This window comes from Longimicrobium sp. (assembly GCA_036387335.1).
In the GTDB taxonomy this organism is placed as follows: domain Bacteria; phylum Gemmatimonadota; class Gemmatimonadetes; order Longimicrobiales; family Longimicrobiaceae; genus Longimicrobium.
This window is the reverse complement of record DASVTZ010000177.1, coordinates 39,631-58,197: the sequence shown is the minus strand read 5'-3', so window position 1 is coordinate 58,197 and position 18,567 is coordinate 39,631. Positions and strand designations below refer to the sequence as shown.

The 18,567-nt window shown below is 69.6% G+C and carries 15 protein-coding genes and 11 tRNA genes; 6 read left to right on the top strand and 20 right to left on the bottom strand.

Features of this window, described 5'->3' with window-relative positions; all coding sequences use genetic code 11:
* Positions 1–20 precede the first annotated feature (20 nt).
* On the top strand, positions 21–635 hold the full coding sequence (locus VF647_17395) for a DUF47 family protein (GenBank protein HEX8453863.1): 615 nt from the start codon (positions 21–23) through the stop codon (positions 633–635).
* On the opposite strand, the gene VF647_17390 is transcribed toward VF647_17395, so the two are convergent.
* The 3 genes from VF647_17390 to VF647_17380 form a co-directional block, all read right to left on the bottom strand.
* Complete coding sequence (locus VF647_17390) at positions 622–1,743, bottom strand: serine hydrolase domain-containing protein (protein HEX8453862.1); 1,122 nt, start codon at positions 1,741–1,743, stop codon at positions 622–624. The two genes, VF647_17395 and VF647_17390, sit on opposite strands and share 14 nt — an antisense overlap.
* Positions 1,744–1,746: 3 nt before the next feature.
* A complete protein-coding gene (locus VF647_17385) occupies positions 1,747–2,913 on the bottom strand; it encodes a DUF4956 domain-containing protein (GenBank protein HEX8453861.1) in 1,167 nt (388 codons plus the stop codon).
* Positions 2,914–3,068: 155 nt separating this feature from the next.
* Positions 3,069–4,559, bottom strand: coding sequence for a GAF domain-containing sensor histidine kinase (locus tag VF647_17380; GenBank protein ID HEX8453860.1), 1,491 nt, complete (start codon positions 4,557–4,559; stop codon positions 3,069–3,071).
* A 537-nt stretch (positions 4,560–5,096) separates the two neighbouring features.
* Here VF647_17380 and VF647_17375 point away from each other — a divergent pair.
* The 4 genes from VF647_17375 (at position 5,097) to VF647_17360 (ending at position 10,193) form a co-directional block, all read left to right on the top strand.
* Positions 5,097–6,398: a family 10 glycosylhydrolase gene (locus tag VF647_17375; protein ID HEX8453859.1), complete on the top strand. Its 1,302-nt coding sequence runs from the start codon at positions 5,097–5,099 to the stop codon at positions 6,396–6,398.
* 34 nt (positions 6,399–6,432) lie between these two features.
* A complete protein-coding gene (locus VF647_17370) occupies positions 6,433–6,609 on the top strand; it encodes a hypothetical protein (GenBank protein HEX8453858.1) in 177 nt (58 codons plus the stop codon).
* A 216-nt stretch (positions 6,610–6,825) separates the two neighbouring features.
* Positions 6,826–6,969 (top strand): hypothetical protein, encoded by a 144-nt coding sequence (locus VF647_17365; protein ID HEX8453857.1) that lies wholly within the window; start codon positions 6,826–6,828, stop codon positions 6,967–6,969.
* Positions 6,966–10,193, top strand: a complete 3,228-nt coding sequence (locus VF647_17360) for a PAS domain-containing protein (protein ID HEX8453856.1) — start codon at positions 6,966–6,968, stop codon at positions 10,191–10,193. Before VF647_17365 ends, VF647_17360 begins: the two co-directional genes overlap by 4 nt.
* A 93-nt stretch (positions 10,194–10,286) precedes the next feature.
* On the opposite strand, the gene VF647_17355 is transcribed toward VF647_17360, so the two are convergent.
* The 6 genes from VF647_17355 to VF647_17330 form a co-directional block, all read right to left on the bottom strand.
* Positions 10,287–10,865 (bottom strand): hypothetical protein, encoded by a 579-nt coding sequence (locus VF647_17355; GenBank protein ID HEX8453855.1) that lies wholly within the window; start codon positions 10,863–10,865, stop codon positions 10,287–10,289.
* On the bottom strand, positions 10,862–12,115 hold the full coding sequence (locus VF647_17350; protein HEX8453854.1) for a metallophosphoesterase: 1,254 nt from the start codon (positions 12,113–12,115) through the stop codon (positions 10,862–10,864). Before VF647_17350 ends, VF647_17355 begins: the two co-directional genes overlap by 4 nt.
* A complete protein-coding gene (locus VF647_17345) occupies positions 12,112–12,501 on the bottom strand; it encodes a hypothetical protein (protein HEX8453853.1) in 390 nt (129 codons plus the stop codon). The genes VF647_17350 and VF647_17345 overlap by 4 nt, the downstream gene beginning before the upstream one ends.
* 8 nt (positions 12,502–12,509) lie before the next feature.
* The gene (locus VF647_17340) at positions 12,510–13,343 is read right to left on the bottom strand and encodes an FHA domain-containing protein (GenBank protein HEX8453852.1); all 834 of its coding nucleotides are present in this window, start codon (positions 13,341–13,343) and stop codon (positions 12,510–12,512) included.
* A 96-nt stretch (positions 13,344–13,439) separates the two neighbouring features.
* A complete protein-coding gene (locus VF647_17335) occupies positions 13,440–14,831 on the bottom strand; it encodes a protein kinase (protein HEX8453851.1) in 1,392 nt (463 codons plus the stop codon).
* Between the two features lie 99 nt (positions 14,832–14,930).
* Positions 14,931–15,653, bottom strand: a complete 723-nt coding sequence (locus VF647_17330) for a vWA domain-containing protein (GenBank protein HEX8453850.1) — start codon at positions 15,651–15,653, stop codon at positions 14,931–14,933.
* Positions 15,654–16,052: 399 nt separating this feature from the next.
* On the opposite strand from VF647_17330, the gene VF647_17325 reads away from it, so the two are divergent.
* Positions 16,053–17,312, top strand: a complete 1,260-nt coding sequence (locus VF647_17325) for a DUF4268 domain-containing protein (protein HEX8453849.1) — start codon at positions 16,053–16,055, stop codon at positions 17,310–17,312.
* Positions 17,313–17,507: 195 nt separating this feature from the next.
* Here the strand turns inward: VF647_17325 and VF647_17320 are convergent.
* From VF647_17320 to VF647_17270, 11 genes are all read right to left on the bottom strand, one after another.
* Positions 17,508–17,590 (bottom strand) — tRNA-Ser (locus tag VF647_17320).
* A gap of 15 nt (positions 17,591–17,605) precedes the next feature.
* Positions 17,606–17,679 (bottom strand) — tRNA-Pro (locus VF647_17315).
* A gap of 24 nt (positions 17,680–17,703) precedes the next feature.
* A tRNA-Ser gene (locus VF647_17310) sits at positions 17,704–17,789 on the bottom strand.
* Positions 17,790–17,799: 10 nt separating this feature from the next.
* Positions 17,800–17,886 (bottom strand) — tRNA-Ser (locus tag VF647_17305).
* Positions 17,887–17,910: 24 nt separating this feature from the next.
* Positions 17,911–17,983 (bottom strand) — tRNA-Gln (locus tag VF647_17300).
* Between the two features lie 9 nt (positions 17,984–17,992).
* Positions 17,993–18,065, bottom strand: a tRNA-Gly gene (locus tag VF647_17295).
* Positions 18,066–18,106: 41 nt separating this feature from the next.
* Positions 18,107–18,178, bottom strand: a tRNA-Thr gene (locus tag VF647_17290).
* Between the two features lie 15 nt (positions 18,179–18,193).
* A tRNA-Ala gene (locus VF647_17285) sits at positions 18,194–18,266 on the bottom strand.
* Positions 18,267–18,285: 19 nt separating this feature from the next.
* Positions 18,286–18,359, bottom strand: a tRNA-Val gene (locus tag VF647_17280).
* 14 nt (positions 18,360–18,373) lie between these two features.
* A tRNA-Tyr gene (locus VF647_17275) sits at positions 18,374–18,457 on the bottom strand.
* Positions 18,458–18,473: 16 nt separating this feature from the next.
* Positions 18,474–18,546, bottom strand: a tRNA-Ala gene (locus tag VF647_17270).
* Positions 18,547–18,567: the final 21 nt, after the last annotated feature.

The following is an 18,567-nucleotide window of genomic DNA, read 5'->3' as shown; positions in this document are numbered from 1 at the left end:
ACCCGCACATGGAGCACGGCATGGTCCGGCTTTTCCCCAAGGACGACAGCTATTTCGACGAGTTGGAGACGCTGGCGGGGCACCTGACCACGGCGGCGGACCTGCTCAACCGGCTCTTTCAGGACCCCCGCGAGCCCGCCCGGCTGGAGCGGCGCATCCGCACGGCGGAGCACGAGGCCGACGAGCTGACCGGCGAGATCACGTCGCGGCTCGACGGCTCGCTCGTGGCGCCGTTCGACCGCGAGGACCTGTACGCCATCGCGCGCGGGCTGGACAACGTGGTGGACCAGGTGGAGGATGCGGCGTCGTACGTGGCCGCGTTCGAGATCTCGCGGGCGGACGAGGGGGCGCGCGAACTGGCGGGCGTCCTGCTCAGGGGGAGCATGCTGGTGGCCACGGCCGTCGCCAACCTGCGCACCTCCGGCATCGACCGCGACCCCTTTCGCGAGATCCAGGCGCTCGGCGAGGAGGGCGATGCCGTGTACGAGCGCGTGATGACCGGGCTGTTCGCCGGCAAGCCCGACCCCATCGAGACGCTGAAGTGGAAGGAGATCTACGACAAGCTGGAAGCGGCGATCGACGGGATCGAGACGGTGGCGGACGTGCTGGAGAGCGTCGCCATCAAGAACCGCTAGGGGGCATCGGGGGCGGCGCTCCCAACGGCGACGCCGGGTCGAGGAGGTGGAATCCGATGTCGTCCACCTCGATGGCGGTGTTCGAGAGCACCACCACGCCGATCCGCCGCTCAGGATCGAACCCGATGAACGTCTGGAACCCCGCCGTGCCGCCGTCCTTCCAGACGATGCTGGAGCCGCCTCGCGTACGGATCTGCCAGCCGACGCCCATCGCGTCGGTGCCGATGCGGTTTGCGACCGTGTCGGTGACCGTGCGCTGCATCCTTTGCGTCGCGTGGATCGAGCGCTCCAGCTCCGTCTGCGGCGGCCGCAGGTTTGCGGCGAGGAAGCGCATCAGGTCGTCCAGGTTCGAGCGGTAGGCGCCCGCGCCCGCCAGCGTCGGCAGGTCCCAGTAGGGCACGATCTCGCCCTGCCTGTTGTGCCCCTTCGCCATGAGCTCGCCCCGCAGATCGATCGCGGTCCCATCCATCCGCAGCGGCCGCAGGATGCGCTCGCGGACGAGCTCGTCGTACCCGGAACCCGCCGCCCGGCCCAGGGCGTGGCCCAGCAGCCCGAAGCCGATGTTGGAGTACTGATAGGCCGCGCCCGCCTCGCGCTCCGGCGTGAAGCCGGAGAGGAACGCGTACATCTGCGCAGCCGAGTAGTCCGCGTACGGATTGCGAGGGTCCGCCGGGTCCATGTTGTCCGGCACGGCGGGGAGGCCGGAGTGGTGCGTGGCCAGGTCGAGGAGGGTGATCTCGCGGCCGTTGAGGGCAGGGACGCGCACGCCTTCGGGGAGGTAGCGGGAGACGGGATCGTCGTAGCGCACCTCGCCGGTCCGCACCATCTCCGCCAGCAGGACGCCCGTGAACGTCTTGGTGATGGAGCCGATCTCGAACCGCGTACGGCCGTCGAGCGGCCGCGCGCCCTCACCCGCGCTCCCCGCGAACGCCATCGTGGCGGAGCCATCCGCCTCCAGCACGCCGACCGCGATCCCGACCGCGCGCCGCTCCCGCACACGCGTCTCGAGAAGAGCCGTCAGCTCCCGCTCGGCGGGAAAGTAGCGCTCGGGCGAGGCGCACGCGGAGAGGAGCGCGGCCAGCAGGAGCGCACGACGCCACACGCGCACCCGCTAACCCTTCTTGCGCTTCTTCTTCCGCGTGCGGAAGGGGACGTACTCGGCGGCCGAGACCTGTGCGGACCAGCGCTCGTCCAGCGCGCCGACGAGCTCGGCCGGGGTGATCTCCGTCTTGAGGCGCACCAGGTACTCCAGCACGGCGGGGCGCTCGGGCTCGCGCCGCACGTTCACCAGCCGCCAGTCACTCGCGGTGTCGCCGAGCGCTTCCTGCACCGTGAGGCGCGCAAGGTCCGGTGCGCCTGAGTGCACCAGCAGGATGCCGTCCGTGCGCATGTCGCCGTCGTGCTCCAGCATCCGCCGGCGAATGTCGCGCTGCGCCGCGGGGTCGTCCGCCACCATCAGCTCCGGATCGCCCACCGACAGGATGCCCGTGCGCCCGTAGCTGCCGCTGTAGATCGACCCCACGTTGTGCTTCCACACCAACAGCACGACGAAGTTGAAGGCCAGCGACATCGCCAGCGCAACGTCCAGCGCCTGCACCCCCGCCGACAGCCCGATCCCGATCACCAGGAATATGTAGACGGCGTCGCGCGGGTCCTTGAGCGTGTTGCGGAACCGGACCGCCGCCACGATCCCGGCCAGCGAAAAGGCCAGCGCCAGCGAGTTCTTGACCACCAGCGCGATCCCCGCCACCACGATCGGCAGGATGATGACCGAGGAAACGAGCGCCGGATCGTAGCGGAAGCGCTTGGTGAACATGTACACCCACGCCACCGGAATCACGAGCGACAGCGCGCCGGCGATCACCAGCAGCGTAGTGAGCGCGCGGTGAAGCGCCTCGCCCAGCGACAGCCGTGCGCCGTAGTCGCCCAGCGTGGGCGCGCGAGTGAGCAGCTCCGATCCGCTCCCGCCTCTGCCCAGATCGGGAAGGACGACGGGGGAGATGAAGGCGTCGCGCACCATCGGCACCCAGTACACCAGCGCGCCCATGATGCCGATGAGCAGCACGTAGTACGCGATCAGCCGCAGAAACGGCGCCCTCCGCGACTCGGCCATGCGCTCGAGGAAGCCGCGGGGAGCGGGCCGCGTCTCGCGAATCCGCGACGGAGGCGTGCTCTCGGCGCGGCGCGCCGGCTCGTCCTGCATCGGCTCCGAAGGCGCCAGGAGCGTCTCCGATCCGTCGCCGGGCGCGGAATGGTTGCGGTTGTTCTTGGCGGCCATGATGCCTGGTGGTGGGAGCAACGCGCCCCGTGTGAATGCCCGTCGTTCCGCAAAGTTGCTCTGCCAACGCTCGAACCGCAATCTCACGCGGAGCCGCGGCGCAGGCGGAGTTCTCTCTCTGCGTCTCCGCGTCTCCGCGTGAGACCCTGCTGTTCCTAGCCTTTAGCCGGACCCGCCGGCGGGCCCTTGGAGCCGCGCCGAGTCTCGTAGCGGCGCCCGCGCAACCGCTTCTCCGCGGCGCCGGGCTCCGGCGGCGCTTCCTGGGCCGCCTCGCCCAGCTCGGGGGCGTAGCGCGGCAGGCGGATGGTGAACACGCTCCCGCCCTTGGTGCCGGGCTCCAGCGTCACCTCGCCCTCCAGCAAGTGGGCGAGCTGCTGCGTGACCGCCAGCCCCAGCCCCGTTCCGCCGACGCGGCCATCCGTCTGGTCCACCTGCCAGAACGCCTCGAACACGTGCTCCGCGTGCTCGGCGGCGATGCCGATCCCCGTGTCCGCCACGCGCAGCAGCACCGCGCGGTCCGTGGCCTCCAGCTCCATCCGCACCTCGCCCGCCTCGGTGAACTTCACGGCGTTCGCGGCGATGTTCAGGATGATCTGGCGCAGCTTCCCCACGTCGGTGCGAAAGGGGATCGGCCCTTCGGGCACCGCCAGCACGAAGCTCAGCCCCTTGGCCGCCGCGAGCGGCTCCACCACCGCCGAAGCGTCGCGCACCAGCGCGGCGAGGTCCACCTCGTGGATGCGCAGCTCGGAGCGCCCCGCCTGCTGCCGGGCGAAGGTGAGGATCTCCTCGATCAGCCCCAGCAGGTGGTCGCTCGCCGCGCGGATGCGTCCCACCTGGCGCCGCTGGCCGTCGGTAAGCGGGGCGGAACCCTCGTCCGTCAGCAGGTCCGCGTACCCCTGCACCGCCGTGAGTGGCGTGCGGAACTCGTGCGAGATCGTGCCGAGAAAGGTTGTCTTGGCGTGGTTCGCCGCGGCAGCCTCGTAGCGCGCGAGGTTGGCCTCGCCCAGAAGCTCCTCCGCCCGGCGGGCGGTGAGGGTGGCGGCCATGCGCGCCGCCTCCGCCACGCGGTGCGCCTCCCGCGACGCCGCGTACAGCCGCGCGTTGTCCACGGCCATCGCGCAGCGCCGTCCCAGGTCCTCGGCCAGCAGCAGGTCCGCGGGGTCGTACCGCCGCCGGTCGTCCGAGACGAAGGTGATGGCCCCCATCGTCCGCCCGCGCGCGCACATGGGCACCATGAGGAACGACTGCGCGCCCAGCCCCTGCAGCAGCGCCCGGTGCTCCTCCTGCGCGATGCTCTCCAGCACGTCCTCGTAGGCGAGCACGAACTCCGACTCGCGGGTGCGGATCACCCGCGGCGCGCCGAGCGGATCGTCGCGGTCCGGCGGATGGGTCGCGTAGAACTCGCGGGCGGTGCGCTGCTTCTCCGCGTCGGGGTGGATCACGGCCACGCGGCGGATGGTGTCGTCCGGCTCCACCACGTCCACCATGCACCAGGTGCCGAAGTGCGGCAGCGCTAGCCCCGCCCCCGTCGCCAGCGTCGTCTCGTAGTCGAGCGAACCCGCCAGGCAGCGGCTTGTCTCCGCCAGGAAGCCCAGGCGCGTGCGCGGGTCGGCGCTCGTCTCGGCGTCCGGGCTGGTCGTGGTCATTGCGGACTCTGGACGGGTGATGACGATCGCCGGAAGCGCGTCGTGGCCACCCCGGGCCGCACGAACCGAGCCGGGCCATGCGTTGCCTACCGCTGAGCGCCGAACCAGCCCCGTAGCGCCGCCGGGCACACGCGGGGCGCGGAATGCATTTGTCATCCTGAGGGAGCCGCCCCCCAGATGTCCGCCGTGCCCCGCCCTGCTTTTGCGGCAACCGAAGGATCTAGCTGTCCGGCGAGGCACGAGGACCGCGGTAATGAGCGAACCCCTCGTCACGCGCAGTAGATCCTTCGCTCCGCGCCAAAGACCTGAGCACGGGCAAGGGCGGAGCGGCGCGTCGCTCAGGATGACAAAGGGCGGCGCTCTGCGCCCTTGCTCTGCGTCTCCGCGTCTCCGCGTGAGCCCTGCTGTTTCCCGCTCGGAATCAGCCCTGCGCCGGGAACATGGGGCGACCGCGCGGAGTAGCCCTAGCACCTTGTAGCGGCCTCAGGGTACCTTTCGCCGACACAGACCAGCAAGCCACACCAGAGGAAAGACCCGATGATCCAAACCCGCCGCGCGGTGCTCGCCGTCGCGCCGCTGGCCCTGATCGCAGGCGCGGCAATCGGAATCGGAACCGCCCCTCGTGCATCCGAGGCCGCCCCGACGCACGTCGAGAAAGCGCAGCCCGCGCCGTCACCCGCGCCCACGACCCCGCAGCCCCGCGCCGAAGCCCGCGCGGTGTGGGTCAACCGCTGGGAGTACCGCACGGAGGCCGACGTGCGCAACATCATGGTGCGCGCCGTCCGCGCGCACCTGAACATGGTGTACTTCCAGGTGCGCGGTCCCTCGGACGCCTACTACCGCTCTGAGCTGGACCCCTGCTCCGTGCGGCTCTGCGGCCGGCTCGGCGGCACCCCGTCGTGGGACCCGCTCGAGGTGGCCGTGCGTGAGGCACATGCGCGCGGGCTGCAGCTTCACGCCTGGATCAACGCGCTCTCCGGCTGGGACTCGCAGGAGGCTGACTTCTGCCGCCGCCTGCACCCGAGCGCGCCCGGTCGCCCCGACCACATCCTGGTGCGGCATCCGGAGTGGGCGATGCACACCCGCGCCGGCCGTCCGATGGCGTGCCCGAACGGCGAGGAGTACGTCTATCTCTCCCCCGGCAACCCGGGCGTGCGCACCCACCTGGCCCGCGTCGCCGCGGACGTGGTGCGGCGCTACCGGGTCGACGGTGTGCACCTGGATCGCATCCGCTATCCCGGCTCCGACTACGGATGGGACCGCGCCAGCCTCGCTGCCTTTGGGCGCGACCCCGCGGCCGATCCCACCGGCTGGGCCCGCTTCCGCCGCGAGATGGTGAGCCGCACGGTGCGCGAGACCGCCGACAGCATCCGCGCCGTCCGCAGGGTGCCGCTCTCCGCGGCGGTGTGGCCCATCTACGACCGCGACCGCTTCGGATGGCCGTCGTCCAGCGGGGTCGGGCAGTTCTACCAGGACACCTGGGGATGGGCGCGCGAGGGGTCGCTGGACGTGGCCGTGCCGATGGCCTACTTCCGCGTCAACGAGGAGCGCTGCACTTACCTGCGCCGCCCCGGTCGCGAGCCGAACCCGGACTGGCGCTGCATGCTCGAAGACCATCTCGCCGGGATGCGTCCCACGGGCCGGCACGTGTACATCGGCATCGCCTCCGGCATGCCGCACGACGAGATCGCGCGCCAGATCCGCATCGGACGCGAGCAGGGAGTACAGGGCTTTTCCTTCTACTCCTTCGACAACCTCAACGGCCACGGCGCGGTCCCCTTCCTCGGCGACGGCCCCTTCCGCGAACCCGCCGTCGTCCCGCCGATGCCCTGGATGTGAGGGGGTAATCCACCGTCGACCGGGAGGGAGACCGATGGCGAATGTGAACGGCGAGCACGATGACGGACGCAGCATGCTGGAGCAGTGCGCTCCCGAGACGATCTCGGAGCGCACCCTCGCCCACGTGGACGAGGCGATGCGGCAGATGGCCGAGGGGAACGTGGGCGACGAGTTCGACCTGAGCGAAGTAGAGGACCTCGTAGGCTCGTAAAGCATCCGCTCGCGTACGTCTCTTGAAGCTCCCGCCACCCGATCCGCCCTTCGGCAAGGGTGCACCGCGGCAGAAGCGCTGACTTCATCCCGCTTACATACCGTCCCGGAATCGGCTATCGTGCGACGAACACGGGCCGGTATCTTGCCTTGCCCGATTGTGATTGGCGAGGCGGAGCCGCCCGCCGCGTTCGTTCCATCCCCCATCCGCACCCGGATGCCGCCCGACTCCCGGGGCCACGCGCCCACCGTCCCACACGAAGACTCGCAGACCGGCCCGACCTCACTGGTCGCGGCCGCGCTTGCGCAGCTCGCGGAGGGGGTGATCCTGGCCGATGCGGAGGCCGCATCATCTTCGTGAACGAGGCGGCGGCGCGCATGCACGGCACCGTCCGGCTGGACGTGCTCCCCGAAGGCTACGCCAAGACGTACAACCTGCTCACCGAGGACGGCCGCCCCTATCCATCGTCCGAGCTCCCGCTCTCCCGCGCGGTCCTGCGCGGCGAGACGGTGGTGGACGAGCGCTGGCGCATCCGCCGGCCGGACGGCGGCGAGACCTTCGCCGTGGGCACGGCGCGCCCCATCGTGGGGCCGGCGGGCGAGCGGCTAGGAGCGGTGCTCACCCTGCGCGACGATACCCATCGCGTGGAGGCCGAGCGCGCGGAACGCCGTGCGGCGCGCGTGCTCGACCAGGTGGCGGACGAGCACATCACCATGGATGCGGAGTTCCGCATCCTGTCGGTGAACCGCGCCGCGTTGCGGGCGCTGGGCATGCCGGCGGAGGCGCTGCTGGGACGCACGCACTGGGAGGTGTTTCCCGCCTCCGTGGGCACGGAAGCGGAGCGGCAGTACCGGCGCGTTGTCGAGGAGCGGGTAGAGGTGCATTTCGCCCATCACTACGTGGGCGAGGGATACGACCGCCACATCGAGATCGACGCCTACCCGACGGAGGACGGCGGCATTGCGGTGTTCTGGCGGGAGGTCTCAGCGCGCCTGCACGCCGAGGCGGAGCTGCGCGCCCGGAACGACGAGCTCGCCGAGCAGGCGCTGGAGCTGGAGATGGCCAACCAGCAGCTCCAGGAGGGAGCGGCGGAGTTCGAGGCGCGCACCGGCGAGGCGGAACGGGCCCGCGCCGCGGCGGACGAGGCCGCGCGACGCCTTGCCTTCCTGGCCGAGGCGAGCACGCGGTTGGCATCGTCGCTGGACTACGAGGCGACCCTGCGGCAGGTCGTCGCCCTGGCCGTGCCGGACATCGCCGACTGGTGCGCGTACACGGTGGACGCCGGCGACGGCACCGTGCGCATGGTGGCGATCCACCACACGGACCCGGAGAGGACGGCGTTCGTGCGCGAGCTCGCCCGGCGCTACCCCATCCGCGCGGACGAGCCCGCCGGAGCCGCCCTGGTGCTCCGCACGGGAGAGCCCGAGCTGATCGAGGAGATCCCGGACGCAGTGCTGGAGCAGGTAGCGCGCGACAGCGAGCACCTGGAGCTGCTCCGCTCCATCGGCTTCCGCTCGCTGATGACCGTGCCCGTGGTCGCGCACGGCGAGGTGCTCGGCGCGCTCGGCTTCGGCATCGGCGAGTCCGGGCGGCGCTTCGGGCCGGACGACGTGGCGTTCGCGGAGGAGCTGGCGCGGCGTGCGGCGGCGGCGGTCGACAACGCGCGGCTGTACCGGGAGGCGGAGGCAGCGCGGCAGGAGGCCGAGCACGAGCGGCGCAACGCACAGGAGATCCTGGAGGCGATGGCCGACGCGCACTTCGTGCTCGACGCCGAATTCCGCTTCACCAGCGCCAACGCCGCGATGGAGCGGAGCGTGGGGGTAGCGCGCGAGTCACTGCTGGGGCGAAGCATATGGGAGGCCTTTCCGGACACGGTGGGCACCATCTTCGAGAGCTCGTACCGGCAGGTGGCGCGTGAGGGGGTGGAGGTCCACTTCACTGCTGAGTACGCCGGCCAGGGCCTGGAGCTGGTGGCGGAGGTGGACGCCTACCCGACCGCCGCCGGGGGCGTGGCGGTGTTCTGGCGCGACATCGCCCCGCGCCGCCGCATCGAGGCCGCGCTGGCCGAAAGCGAGCGCCAGTTCCGTACGCTCGCGGACGCCATCCCCACGCTGGCGTGGACGGCGCGCGCGGACGGCTACATCGACTGGTACAACGCGCGCTGGTACGAGTACACCGGCGCCACGCCCGAGCAGATGGAGGGGTGGGGGTGGCAGTCCGTGCACGACCCCGCCCAGCTGGCCGGAGTCGTGGAGCGGTGGCAGGCCTCGCTCGCCACCGGGGCCCCGTTCGAGATGATCATCCCGCTGCGTGGCGCGGACGGCGCGTTCCGCCGCTTCCTGACCCGCGCGATGCCGGTGCGCGACGCGGCGGGGCGCGTGCTGCGCTGGTTCGGCACCAACACGGACGTGGAGGTCGAGCGCGCCGCCCGCGACGCCGCCGAAGCCGCCGAGGAGCGGCTGCGCGAGGTCTTCGAACAGGCGCCCATCGCCGTGGCGGTGCTCACCGGCCCGGAGCACGTCTACTCCATCGTGAGCCCCGTCTACGCCCGCTCGCCGGGGCAGGGCCGGCCGCTGCTGGGCCGCACGGTGCGCGAGGCCTTCCCCGAGCTCGCGGGCACGGGCTACTGGGAGACGATGGACCGCGTGTACGAGACGGGCGAGCCCTATTCCGCCACGGAGCGGGGCGTGCTGATCGCGAACCAGGCGGACGGCGCGCTGGAGGAACGCTTCTTCAACATCGGCTACCAGCCGCTGCGCGACGCGGCCGGCGAGGTGTACGCCATCGCCAGCGCCGCCTACGACGTGACGGAGCAGGTGCGGGCGCGGCAGGAGGTGGAAGCCGCGCGCGCCGACGCCGAGCGCCAGCGGGCGCACGCGGAGGCCGCGAACCAGGCCAAGAGCCAGTTCCTCTCCACGATGAGCCACGAGCTAAGGACGCCGCTGAACGCCATCGCGGGGTACGCGGAGCTCCTCACCATGGGGCTGCGGGGCCCGGTCACCGAGGCGCAGGAGCACGACCTGGAGCGGATCCGGCGCGCCAACCAGTACCTCCTGTCGCTGGTCAACGACATCCTCAACTTCGCGCGGCTGGATGCAGGCCAGGTGGAGTACAACATCGCCGAAGTCGACCTCGCGGCGCTCCTGGCGGACATCGAGCCCCTGATGTCTCCGCAGATCGCCGCCAAGGGGCTCGCCTTCGACCACGACGCGTGCGGCCCGCCGCACCTCGTCCGCGCCGACCCGGAGAAGCTGCGCCAGGTGCTGCTCAACCTTCTCACCAACGCCGTCAAGTTCACGGGCGAGGGGGGCCGCGTCGCCGTGCGCTGCGTCCCCGACGCCTCGGCGGGCGTAATGCGCATCCAGGTGACCGATACCGGCCGGGGGATTCCCGCGGAGCAGCTCGAGCGCATCTTCGAGCCGTTCGTGCAGGTGGAGCGGCACCGGACGCACGAGAGCCAGCAGGGGGTGGGGCTCGGCCTCGCCATCAGCCGCGACCTTGCCCTGGGTATGGGCGGCACGCTCGCGGCGGAAAGCGAGGTGGGTGCCGGCAGCACCTTTACCCTGACGCTCCCTCTCGCGTAGGAACTGCACTCTCACGCGGAGACGCGGAGACGCGGGAGGGAACTCTTGCCCCTCTCCTCTGCGTCTCCGCGTCTCCGCGTGAGCCCTGTTTTTTTACCGAACGCGGCGAGAGGTGCCCGCGAATAGGATGCGGAGCGCGCCGATGCCGCCGAAGAAGAGGCCAACCGCGCCACCGATGAGGGCCCCGGAGATCACCGGCCACACCAGGTCGCCGCGCTGGTTGTAGGCGAACACTCCGCCCACGATCGCGCCCAGCACTCCGAACAGGATGACGCTGCGGATCACGGCGAACGTCGCGCGGACTAGCCGATTCGCCACGTCCGCCCCGGCCTCCATGTACGGGCGCAGGTCCTCGGCGCTCTCGCGCAGCACTTCGCGCGGGTCGCGGGCGGGCTCGGGGGGCGGAACGTGCGGGCGCTCGACGGGAGCGCGGCGGCGCCAGCGAGAGGGGGCGGGCCGCCGAGCGGGCGCGGGCGGCGGCGCCGGGCGCGAGCGGCGCGCCTGCTCCTCCGCGGCGCAGCGGGGGCAGTCAGGGGAGTCGAGCCACCCCGTCTCCGCCCCGTGCAGGCGGCACCAGAAGCGCAGCTCGGTGCCGCACACCTCGCACGGGCCGCCCCGGGCGTCGTCGTTCTCCACGCCGCAGTTGGGGCAGCGCGCGACGACGCGGCTCATCCGCCCTCCGTCGCGCCGCCGGGCTCGGGGTAGATCTCGCGGATCAGCTCGGGCGGGATGAACAGCCGCCGCACCTCCGGAAGCTCGCCGCGCACCCAGCGCGCCACGACCGGCACCCGCTCGTACGGCCCGAACACCTCGCGCGGAAGCCGGTGCGACAGGGTGTTGATGGTGAGCGCGGGGTGCTCCGCCCAGGCGGGGAAGACGGCGAAGCGCTCCTCCACGTGGTCGTGGCCGCGCAGCATGCGGCTCACCGGGCGCCCCAGCCGCGTGGCCAGATCGCAGAAGGCCGCGAAGTCCTCGCGCCCGAACTCGCTCCCCCGCGTGGTGCGGTTGGGGATGCGCTTGCGGGCGCGCGGATGGGCGCGCAGCCAGACGAAGTCCTGCAGCACGCGCGGGTCGTTCCAGTCCCGGCACTCGGCCAGCACGGGGTGCAGGTCCGTGTGCGGAATCCCGCCGTGCGCCACCAACAGCCCGTCTGGAAAGAAGAGCGCGCGCGGCGTGCGGCGAAAGAAGTGCACGATTGTCCGCCCCAGCCGCTCCGCCCAGGGGTGGCCGTCCGCGGTGGCCTGGTTCAGCCAGTCCGTGAAGTCGGATGGCAGGACGGTCGATTGAAAGCGCCCGTCCTCCCACTGCACCGCGTCGTCGTGGTTGCCCGTCACCACGGTCACGCGCATGGGCCCGTCCAGCAGCAGCTCGAAGATGCGCAGCACGACCTCGGCCGAGTGCACCCCGTCGTCGAACAGGTCGCCCAGGAAGACGATGCGCGCATCCGCCCCGCCGCCGCTCCGGTCGATGTGCTGGAGCGCGGACTCCAGCGCCAGCAGGTCGCCGTGCAGATCGCCCACGAACCACACCTCGCCTACCGGCCAGTCCTCGCCGATCAGCACCGCGCGGTCGTCCGGTCCCGCCGCGTACTCCTCGAAGGCGAGCCCCAGAGGCCCGCCCCCCGCCAGCCGCTCCTCCATCCGCCCGATGATCCGCTCCGCCCGCTCCTGCTCGAACGGGGTGCTGACGGCGGCGCGGATGGCATCCCAGTCCAGCTCCCGCACTTCCAGCACGTTCACCAGGCCCGCGGATCCGCTGACGGCCGGGGCAGCGGCCGGTTCAGGCGCAGGCGCCGGTTCCACGGCCGGAGCGGGCGTGTCTTCCGGCGGCGGCTCGGCGGCAGGCGCGGCTTCGGGCACGAGCGGCGCGTTCTCGCCGGCTTCCGGCGCGCCATCGGTGGGGAGATCGTCGGGCTGGATCACGGTTCGCTCTCGACGCGCAGCCGCAGCCGGGTCGGGCCAATGGAGATGATGGCGCCCTTCACCAGCGGCGCCGGCGCGTCGCCGAGCGCCGCGCCGTTGAGAAAGGTCGGGTTCTTGGTGGCGGGTGCGGGGGAGATGCTCCACCCGCCCCGCACCAGGTCGCGCGCCACCAGGAACTGCGGGTCCGCCGCGTACACGTGGTCGCCGCCCGCGAAGCTCTCCAGCAGCCGCTTGCCGATGGCGGTGTCCACCCCCACGCTGAGCTGCTTCGTGGTCTCCTCGGACACGAGCACGAGCTTCCCGGCACGGGTGAAGCCGCACGCCTCGCAGCTCAGGGTAGCGTCGTCCTCGTGGACGAAGCCGCACTGGGGGCACTTCCACGCCATACGCCGTCTCAGCCCTGCCGCGCGGTGAGCGGCAGCTTCACGATCCCCTTCTCCACCCGGCCCACCGCGATCACGTCGCCGTCGTGGAGCGGCCGGGGCGAGGTGATCGCCTCGCCGTTCAGCAGCGTCTCGTTGGTGGTGCCCTCACCCGGAACGATCTGCCAGGCGCCATCCGGCCCGCGCTCCAGCACGCACTGCTCCGTATCCCACACGTTCGACTCCTCGCCGAAGCGCCGCACGACGTGCTTCCCCAGTGGCGTCCGCACCCCCACCGTCATCGCCTGGCCGGCCGACGAGACGAGGTTGATGCGCTCGGAACGGAGCGCGCCCCCCGGCGGATCGGCCGGGAGCGTCGGGGGCACCGCGGCGGGTGCCCCGGCCGAAGCGTCCGTGGCGGGAGCGCTGGGCGGCGTGAGCGCCTCGGCGGCCGGCACTTCCGCCGGAGTCTCGGTAGTCGGCAGCTCCGCGGCCGGCGCTTCGACGGGCGGTGCCTCCGCAGCCGGTGCTTCCGTCGCAGTCTCGGTGGTCGGCGCCTCCGAGGCCGGTGCTTCCGTGCCGGATTCCGCGGGCGGCGCTTCCACGACTGCGCCTCCCTCGGTGGACGTAGCCGCGGGCGATTCGAGCGTCGCGTCGGCGGGCGGCGGCGAGATCAACGTGGCATCGGCATCCACGGCCGGTGTTTCGGTTACGGGCGCAGGAGTCGCCGCCGCGGTGTCGCCGGTCGATGGAGCAGCTCCCATGGACGCGGTCCCCTCCTCAGGCGTCGGGGTCGCGAGCGGTGCCTCCTCCAGCGGAGTGGTGGATGCGGTTCCCTCTTCGGGCGTGTTCTTGCTCTCCGTCACGGTCGTCCTCCACATGCGGTCACGACTGGGTCGGCTCGATGGCGATCATCGCGCCCTCCTCCAGCGGCGAAGCTCCGCCGCGTTCTCTCCGTTCCCTCAGCCCGCTCGCACGGTGAGCGGCAGCTTCGCGATCCCCTTGGCCGCACGCCCCACCGCGATCACGTCGCCCTCGCGTAGGGGGTGCGCACCGGTCAGCGTCTGGCCGTTCAGCAGCGTCTCGTTGGTCGTACCCGGAACCGGCACGACCTGCCAGACCCCGTCGGCCCCGCGCTCCACGGCGCACTGCTCCGCATCCCACACGTTGAAGTCGGCTCCGAACTGGCGGACGATGTGCTTCCCCAGCGGCGTCCGCGTCCCCATCGTCAGCACCTCCCCGGACTCGCCCACGAGCTGGATGCGCTCCGAGCGGATCGGCGCGCCGTCCCCTCCCGACGCGGCGGGCGCTGGCGGAGCGGGCGCCGGCTGCGGCGCGCGCGGTGCGGCCGGCGGCGGTGCAGGCGCGGCCGGCGCGGGCGCGGGCGTGGGCGCGGCAGCGGGCGCGGGCGCGGGCGCCGCCTTCACCGCGATGCCGCCCGCGCGCCCGGTGAGCACGTCGCGGACTTCGGTGGCGGTGGGGCGGTCCGCGGCGCGCGGGGCGAGGCAGCGGTGCATGACCTCCGCGATGGCCTCGGCGCTGGCGGGAGCCGGCACCGCGCCGCCCAGGATGGGCCGCTCGGCGGCGTGCGCCAGGGCCATCTTCGCGTACTCCGCCTGGTCGTCCGACCAGTAGGGATGGCGGCCGGTCAGCAGTTGGTAGAGGATCAGCCCGCAGGTGAAGACGTCCGACGCGGCACCCGGCGTGGCGCCCGCGGTGAAGTGCTCGGGCGACCGGTAGTTGTCGGTCCCCACGTACCCCTGCTTCCCGTGCCAGGGCGCCGTCTGGTCCGTGAGGATCGAGAAGTCCACGTCGATCAGCTTGAGCTGGAAGCCGGCCGCGATGGAGGGGTCCTCGATCAGGAACGCGTTGTCCGGCTTCAGGTCCGCGTGCGCCACCTTCGCCTTGTGGAGCGTATCGATGCCGGACATCAGCACCTTGGCCCAGATCAGGTGCTGCTCCCACAGGCGCGAGCTGAACGGCACCGTGAGCAGGCGGCCGCCGTTCTCCGCCGCCTCGCGCTCAAAGATCCCGCCCAGGTCCGCGCCGTTCTCCACGAACTCGAAGACCTGGAAGTAGTTGCGCCCGCCCCACACCGCCTCGAACGCGTCGATGGCGCGCACGCAGTAGTTCCGCGCCGGGCTCTCGGCGATGCGGCGGTTGAGCTCCTTCTGGTATCGCACGTAGTCGCGGTACCAGTCCACCGTCACCGCCGGCGACTTGTACTGCTTGAAGAAGACGCGCTGCCCCGCGCCGTTCACCGCCCCATACGAGATGGCCATCGCCCCCGGCCCGAACACGTCGGTGATCCGGTACCCGTTGATCTCGTCGCCGACTTTTAGCTTCTTGGCCATCGCGGAATGCAGGAGAGGTGCGTGAGTGCTGAGTCCTAAGTGCTAAGTCCTAAGTGCCTTCAACCCAGCACTTAGCACTTAGCACTCAGCACTATCCGTTCAAAGCGCTACCGTCTCCGCCGACTTCGACACGCTGGCCGCGAGCTGGCGCAGCGTGTTCTTGAAGTTCGCCTGGTCGGTGGTGAACTTCACCAGCGCCTCCTGCGGGTTCATCCCGGGGTACGAGATCGCCTCCCACTCCGACTTGTCGATCTGGCTCAGCTCGTCGTAGCCGGGCATGTCGGGGGCGAAGAGGCTCAGGATGATGCGGTTGTTGATGACGGCGTTGGTCACGTCCTGCACGCCGCCGCCCTTGGCCTCGGGGATGGTCATCGCGGGCTTAAACGAGGCGTCGGTGAACACGACGACTACACGCGCCGCGTCGCTGCGGTAGCGCCACCTGGTCGCGTCCAGGCTCTGCGCGCCCTTCTCCGTCTGCCCCATGTTCGCGACCTTGAAGAGCGCGTCCAGGAGCGACTCCGGCTCGTCCTCGCCGCCCTCCGCCGTCAGCCCGGCGAGCTGCGACCGGAGCGCCTCCACGTCGGTGACGAAGGGGTTGTCGATGAACGGCTCCGCGTCGTGGTCGAAGTCGCGGTAGCCCACCGCCTTGGCGCGCCAGTCGCGCACGGGCGACACGTTGTTCCCCTCCCCCTTGCTCAGCGACTCCACGAACGTCCCGATGTTCGCCTTAAGCGCGTCGATCGCCGGGGCCATGCTCCCCGACACGTCGATCAGGAAGACGATGTCCGCGACGCCCCGCGTCTTGCTCTGCTGCTGGTCCATTTCGCTAGCCGTTCCGTCGAGGTCGTTGACGAGGTGCGGGCGAGCCCGCCGGGGTCCGTACCGCAAACGAAGCCCGCCGCCCATGCACGTTTCAGTCCGAGCGCAAGCGGGGGGGCTGGTACCGGCACGCACGTGCGGGCGCGAAAAAGGCCCCGCAGGCGAAAACGCCCCAGGGCCCCTCGTAAGGAGTTCAGAGAAGTACTATTCAAGCTTAGTAGGATTTGTATTGGATTGTTAGTAGGATTCGTATTGGATTCTGCAGATACCACGAAGTCCAAGTCGTCGTCCCGATGTTGACACCGAGGATTAGAACGGTTACTGGGGTACATAATGATCCTTGTTCTACCCGTCGGGACGGCTGAGGTTTAGCTGCATCCGTTTACTGAGCCAGCTACTAAGATGAGCCCACGACCCGCTACCTCTGCCGTTAGCTCCGCCGGTCAGAACCTGGTATTTGTTTCGTACAGCCACGCAGACACAACGTGGCTGCAGCGACTGCGGGTACACCTGAAACCACTGGAACGGCAGGGTGCAATCACCTTGTGGGACGACACAAGGATCAAACCCGGCACCCGTTGGCGAGAGGAGATCCGAAATGCATTAGAGCACGCGAGAGTGGCGGTGCTGCTGGTCACCGCCGATTTCCTTGCGTCTGATTTCATTACGATGGACGAGTTGCCACCGCTTCTTAGGGCGGCGGAGAAACGGGGAACCCTGATCCTACCAGTAATCATCAAACCTTGCCGTTTCGAGCAGACTGAGGGGCTCTGTGACTTTCAGGCGGTGAACAGTCCTTCCAAGCCCTTGGTCGCGCTCCGCTCCGCCCGGCGCGAAGAGCTGTTCTCCAGGCTGAGTGGAGTCATTGAGGAAGCGTTGCGCGCGCCTAAGGTAGAGGCCGTACGGACCGCGCCCGACCTAGTTGAGCAACAACCCACTCGGAAACACGGAGACTCACTCGCTACGGTGGTCGAGTTTGGGCCGTACGCCATCCGGGCGTTGGAGAGCGGGAGTATCGAAGTCGAGAAGGATGGGCATCACGTGACCCCGACGAAACCAGTGCTGCGGGAAATCGCGTTGCAGCTACAGATCGGACTGCTCAATCGAAACGGGAATCCGCTGAACACACGTCAACTTGGGCGTGTCATCATCGATCAGATAGCCGATCTCGATCCGAGCCGACGATCCGATAAAAAGCAGGCTGAGACACGCGATGATCGCCGGCTTCGATTCTGGAAGCAGTTGCTCGACAGAGCGAGGAGAAAGGGCTTGCCCTTCCATGCCAACCGATCGCCCACTACTGCGCATTGGCTAGGTGGAGCTGTCGGAATTACGGGATACAGTTGGAATTACGTCGTTTGGACCGACGCAACCGCTGTCGAGCTCATGATCGGCACGAATGACAAGGACAAAAACAAAGAAGCCTTCGATGCACTGCATAGAAATAGGTCTGCGATCGAAGCATCCTTCGGCGCGCCTCTTGAGTGGGAGCGTCTCGACGACAACCGCCGATCCGAGATCCGCTACACAGTAACCGACCGCGGTTTGACAGCACCCGAGGAGCAGTGGGCCGCGATTCAGTCGGCGTTAGTAGACGCGATGGCGTCATTGACTTCCGCGCTGCAGCCACAACTCGGGAAGTCTGAAGTGTTTCGGCCTTAGACCACAGCAGCATGCAGGTGTGCGCCTGCTCTCCAGGCAACGGAAAGGCCCGCCCCAGGCGAGAGACTGGGGCGAAGCGGGTGTACTTTGGCGAAGGGCTCAAATAGCTTGCTTGGCCCAAGGCGATAGGTACCATCGAAAACGGCCCTGGCTCGCCGAAGCGAACCAGGGCCGTTTTTTGTTGCTACCACAGCACGGAGGCGGAGGGACTCGAACCCCCAAAGGCTTGCGCCCGCCGCATTTCGAGTGCGGTGCCTTACCAATTAGACTACGCCTCCTGATCCTGCACACAGTCGGGACGGCCGGATTTGAACCGGCGACCCCTCGCTCCCGAAGCGAGTGCTCTACCGGGCTGAGCCACGTCCCGAAACAACCACCTGCGACCACCGAGCGGACCGGGTGGGATTCGAACCCACGAGGGCTATTCACCCCACACGATTTCCAATCGTGCTCCTTAAGCCACTCGGACACCGGTCCAAACGCGGAGCGGAGAGGGCGGGATTCGAACCCGCGTCTGTCTTTTGGACAGGACGGTTTAGCAAACCGTTGGTTTTAGCCACTCACCCACCTCTCCAAAACCCGCAACCGAAACCGAAAGTAGCCCCCCCAGGGATCGAACCTGGACTTTCCTGAGTCAGAGTCAGGCGTGTTGCCAATTACACCAGAGGGCTGCACACACAAGCGGGAGACGGGGCTCGAACCCGCGACCCTCAGCTTGGGAAGCTGATGCTCTACCAACTGAGCTACTCCCGCGACGGCCTACAAGCTAACGCCGGATCGGCGATTTGAACAAGAGCCACCGGTCGGGATTGAACCGACGACCGCTCGATTACGAATCGAGTGCTCTACCACTGAGCTACGGTGGCGCTCTCCCGTACCAATGGAGCTGAGGGGAATCGAACCCCTGACCTCTGCAGTGCGATTGCAGCGCTCTCCCATCTGAGCTACAGCCCCGTGTTTGTCACCTGCGCAGTGGGCGGTACAAGACTCGAACTTGTGACCTCCACGATGTCAACGTGGCGCTCTAACCAACTGAGCTAACCGCCCGATGCTGCCCTGAGTGGTGGGGGTAGGATTCGAACCTACGTAGGGCGAAGCCCGGCAGATTTACAGTCTGCTGCCATTAGCCACTCGGCCACCCCACCATGTACTCGCCTTTCATGGAGCCGAGGGGAATCGAACCCCTGACCTCTTGAATGCCATTCAAGCGCTCTCCCAACTGAGCTACGGCCCCGCTGTGCCCGCCCCCGGAGGG

Bases quoted from the DNA above. Each gene is read 5' to 3' on its own strand.
- VF647_17395 (HEX8453863.1), top strand. From the start codon at position 21: ATGGTCCGGCTTTTCCCCAAGGACGACAGCTATTTCGACGAGTTGGAG.
- VF647_17385 (HEX8453861.1), bottom strand. From the start codon at position 2,913: ATGGCCGCCAAGAACAACCGCAACCATTCCGCGCCCGGCGACGGATCG.
- VF647_17380 (HEX8453860.1), bottom strand. From the start codon at position 4,559: ATGACCACGACCAGCCCGGACGCCGAGACGAGCGCCGACCCGCGCACG.
- VF647_17375 (HEX8453859.1), top strand. From the start codon at position 5,097: ATGATCCAAACCCGCCGCGCGGTGCTCGCCGTCGCGCCGCTGGCCCTG.
- VF647_17370 (HEX8453858.1), top strand. From the start codon at position 6,433: ATGGCGAATGTGAACGGCGAGCACGATGACGGACGCAGCATGCTGGAG.
- VF647_17365 (HEX8453857.1), top strand. From the start codon at position 6,826: ATGCCGCCCGACTCCCGGGGCCACGCGCCCACCGTCCCACACGAAGAC.
- VF647_17355 (HEX8453855.1), bottom strand. From the start codon at position 10,865: ATGAGCCGCGTCGTCGCGCGCTGCCCCAACTGCGGCGTGGAGAACGAC.
- VF647_17345 (HEX8453853.1), bottom strand. From the start codon at position 12,501: ATGGCGTGGAAGTGCCCCCAGTGCGGCTTCGTCCACGAGGACGACGCT.
- VF647_17335 (HEX8453851.1), bottom strand. From the start codon at position 14,831: ATGGCCAAGAAGCTAAAAGTCGGCGACGAGATCAACGGGTACCGGATC.
- VF647_17330 (HEX8453850.1), bottom strand. From the start codon at position 15,653: ATGGACCAGCAGCAGAGCAAGACGCGGGGCGTCGCGGACATCGTCTTC.
- VF647_17325 (HEX8453849.1), top strand. From the start codon at position 16,053: ATGAGCCCACGACCCGCTACCTCTGCCGTTAGCTCCGCCGGTCAGAAC.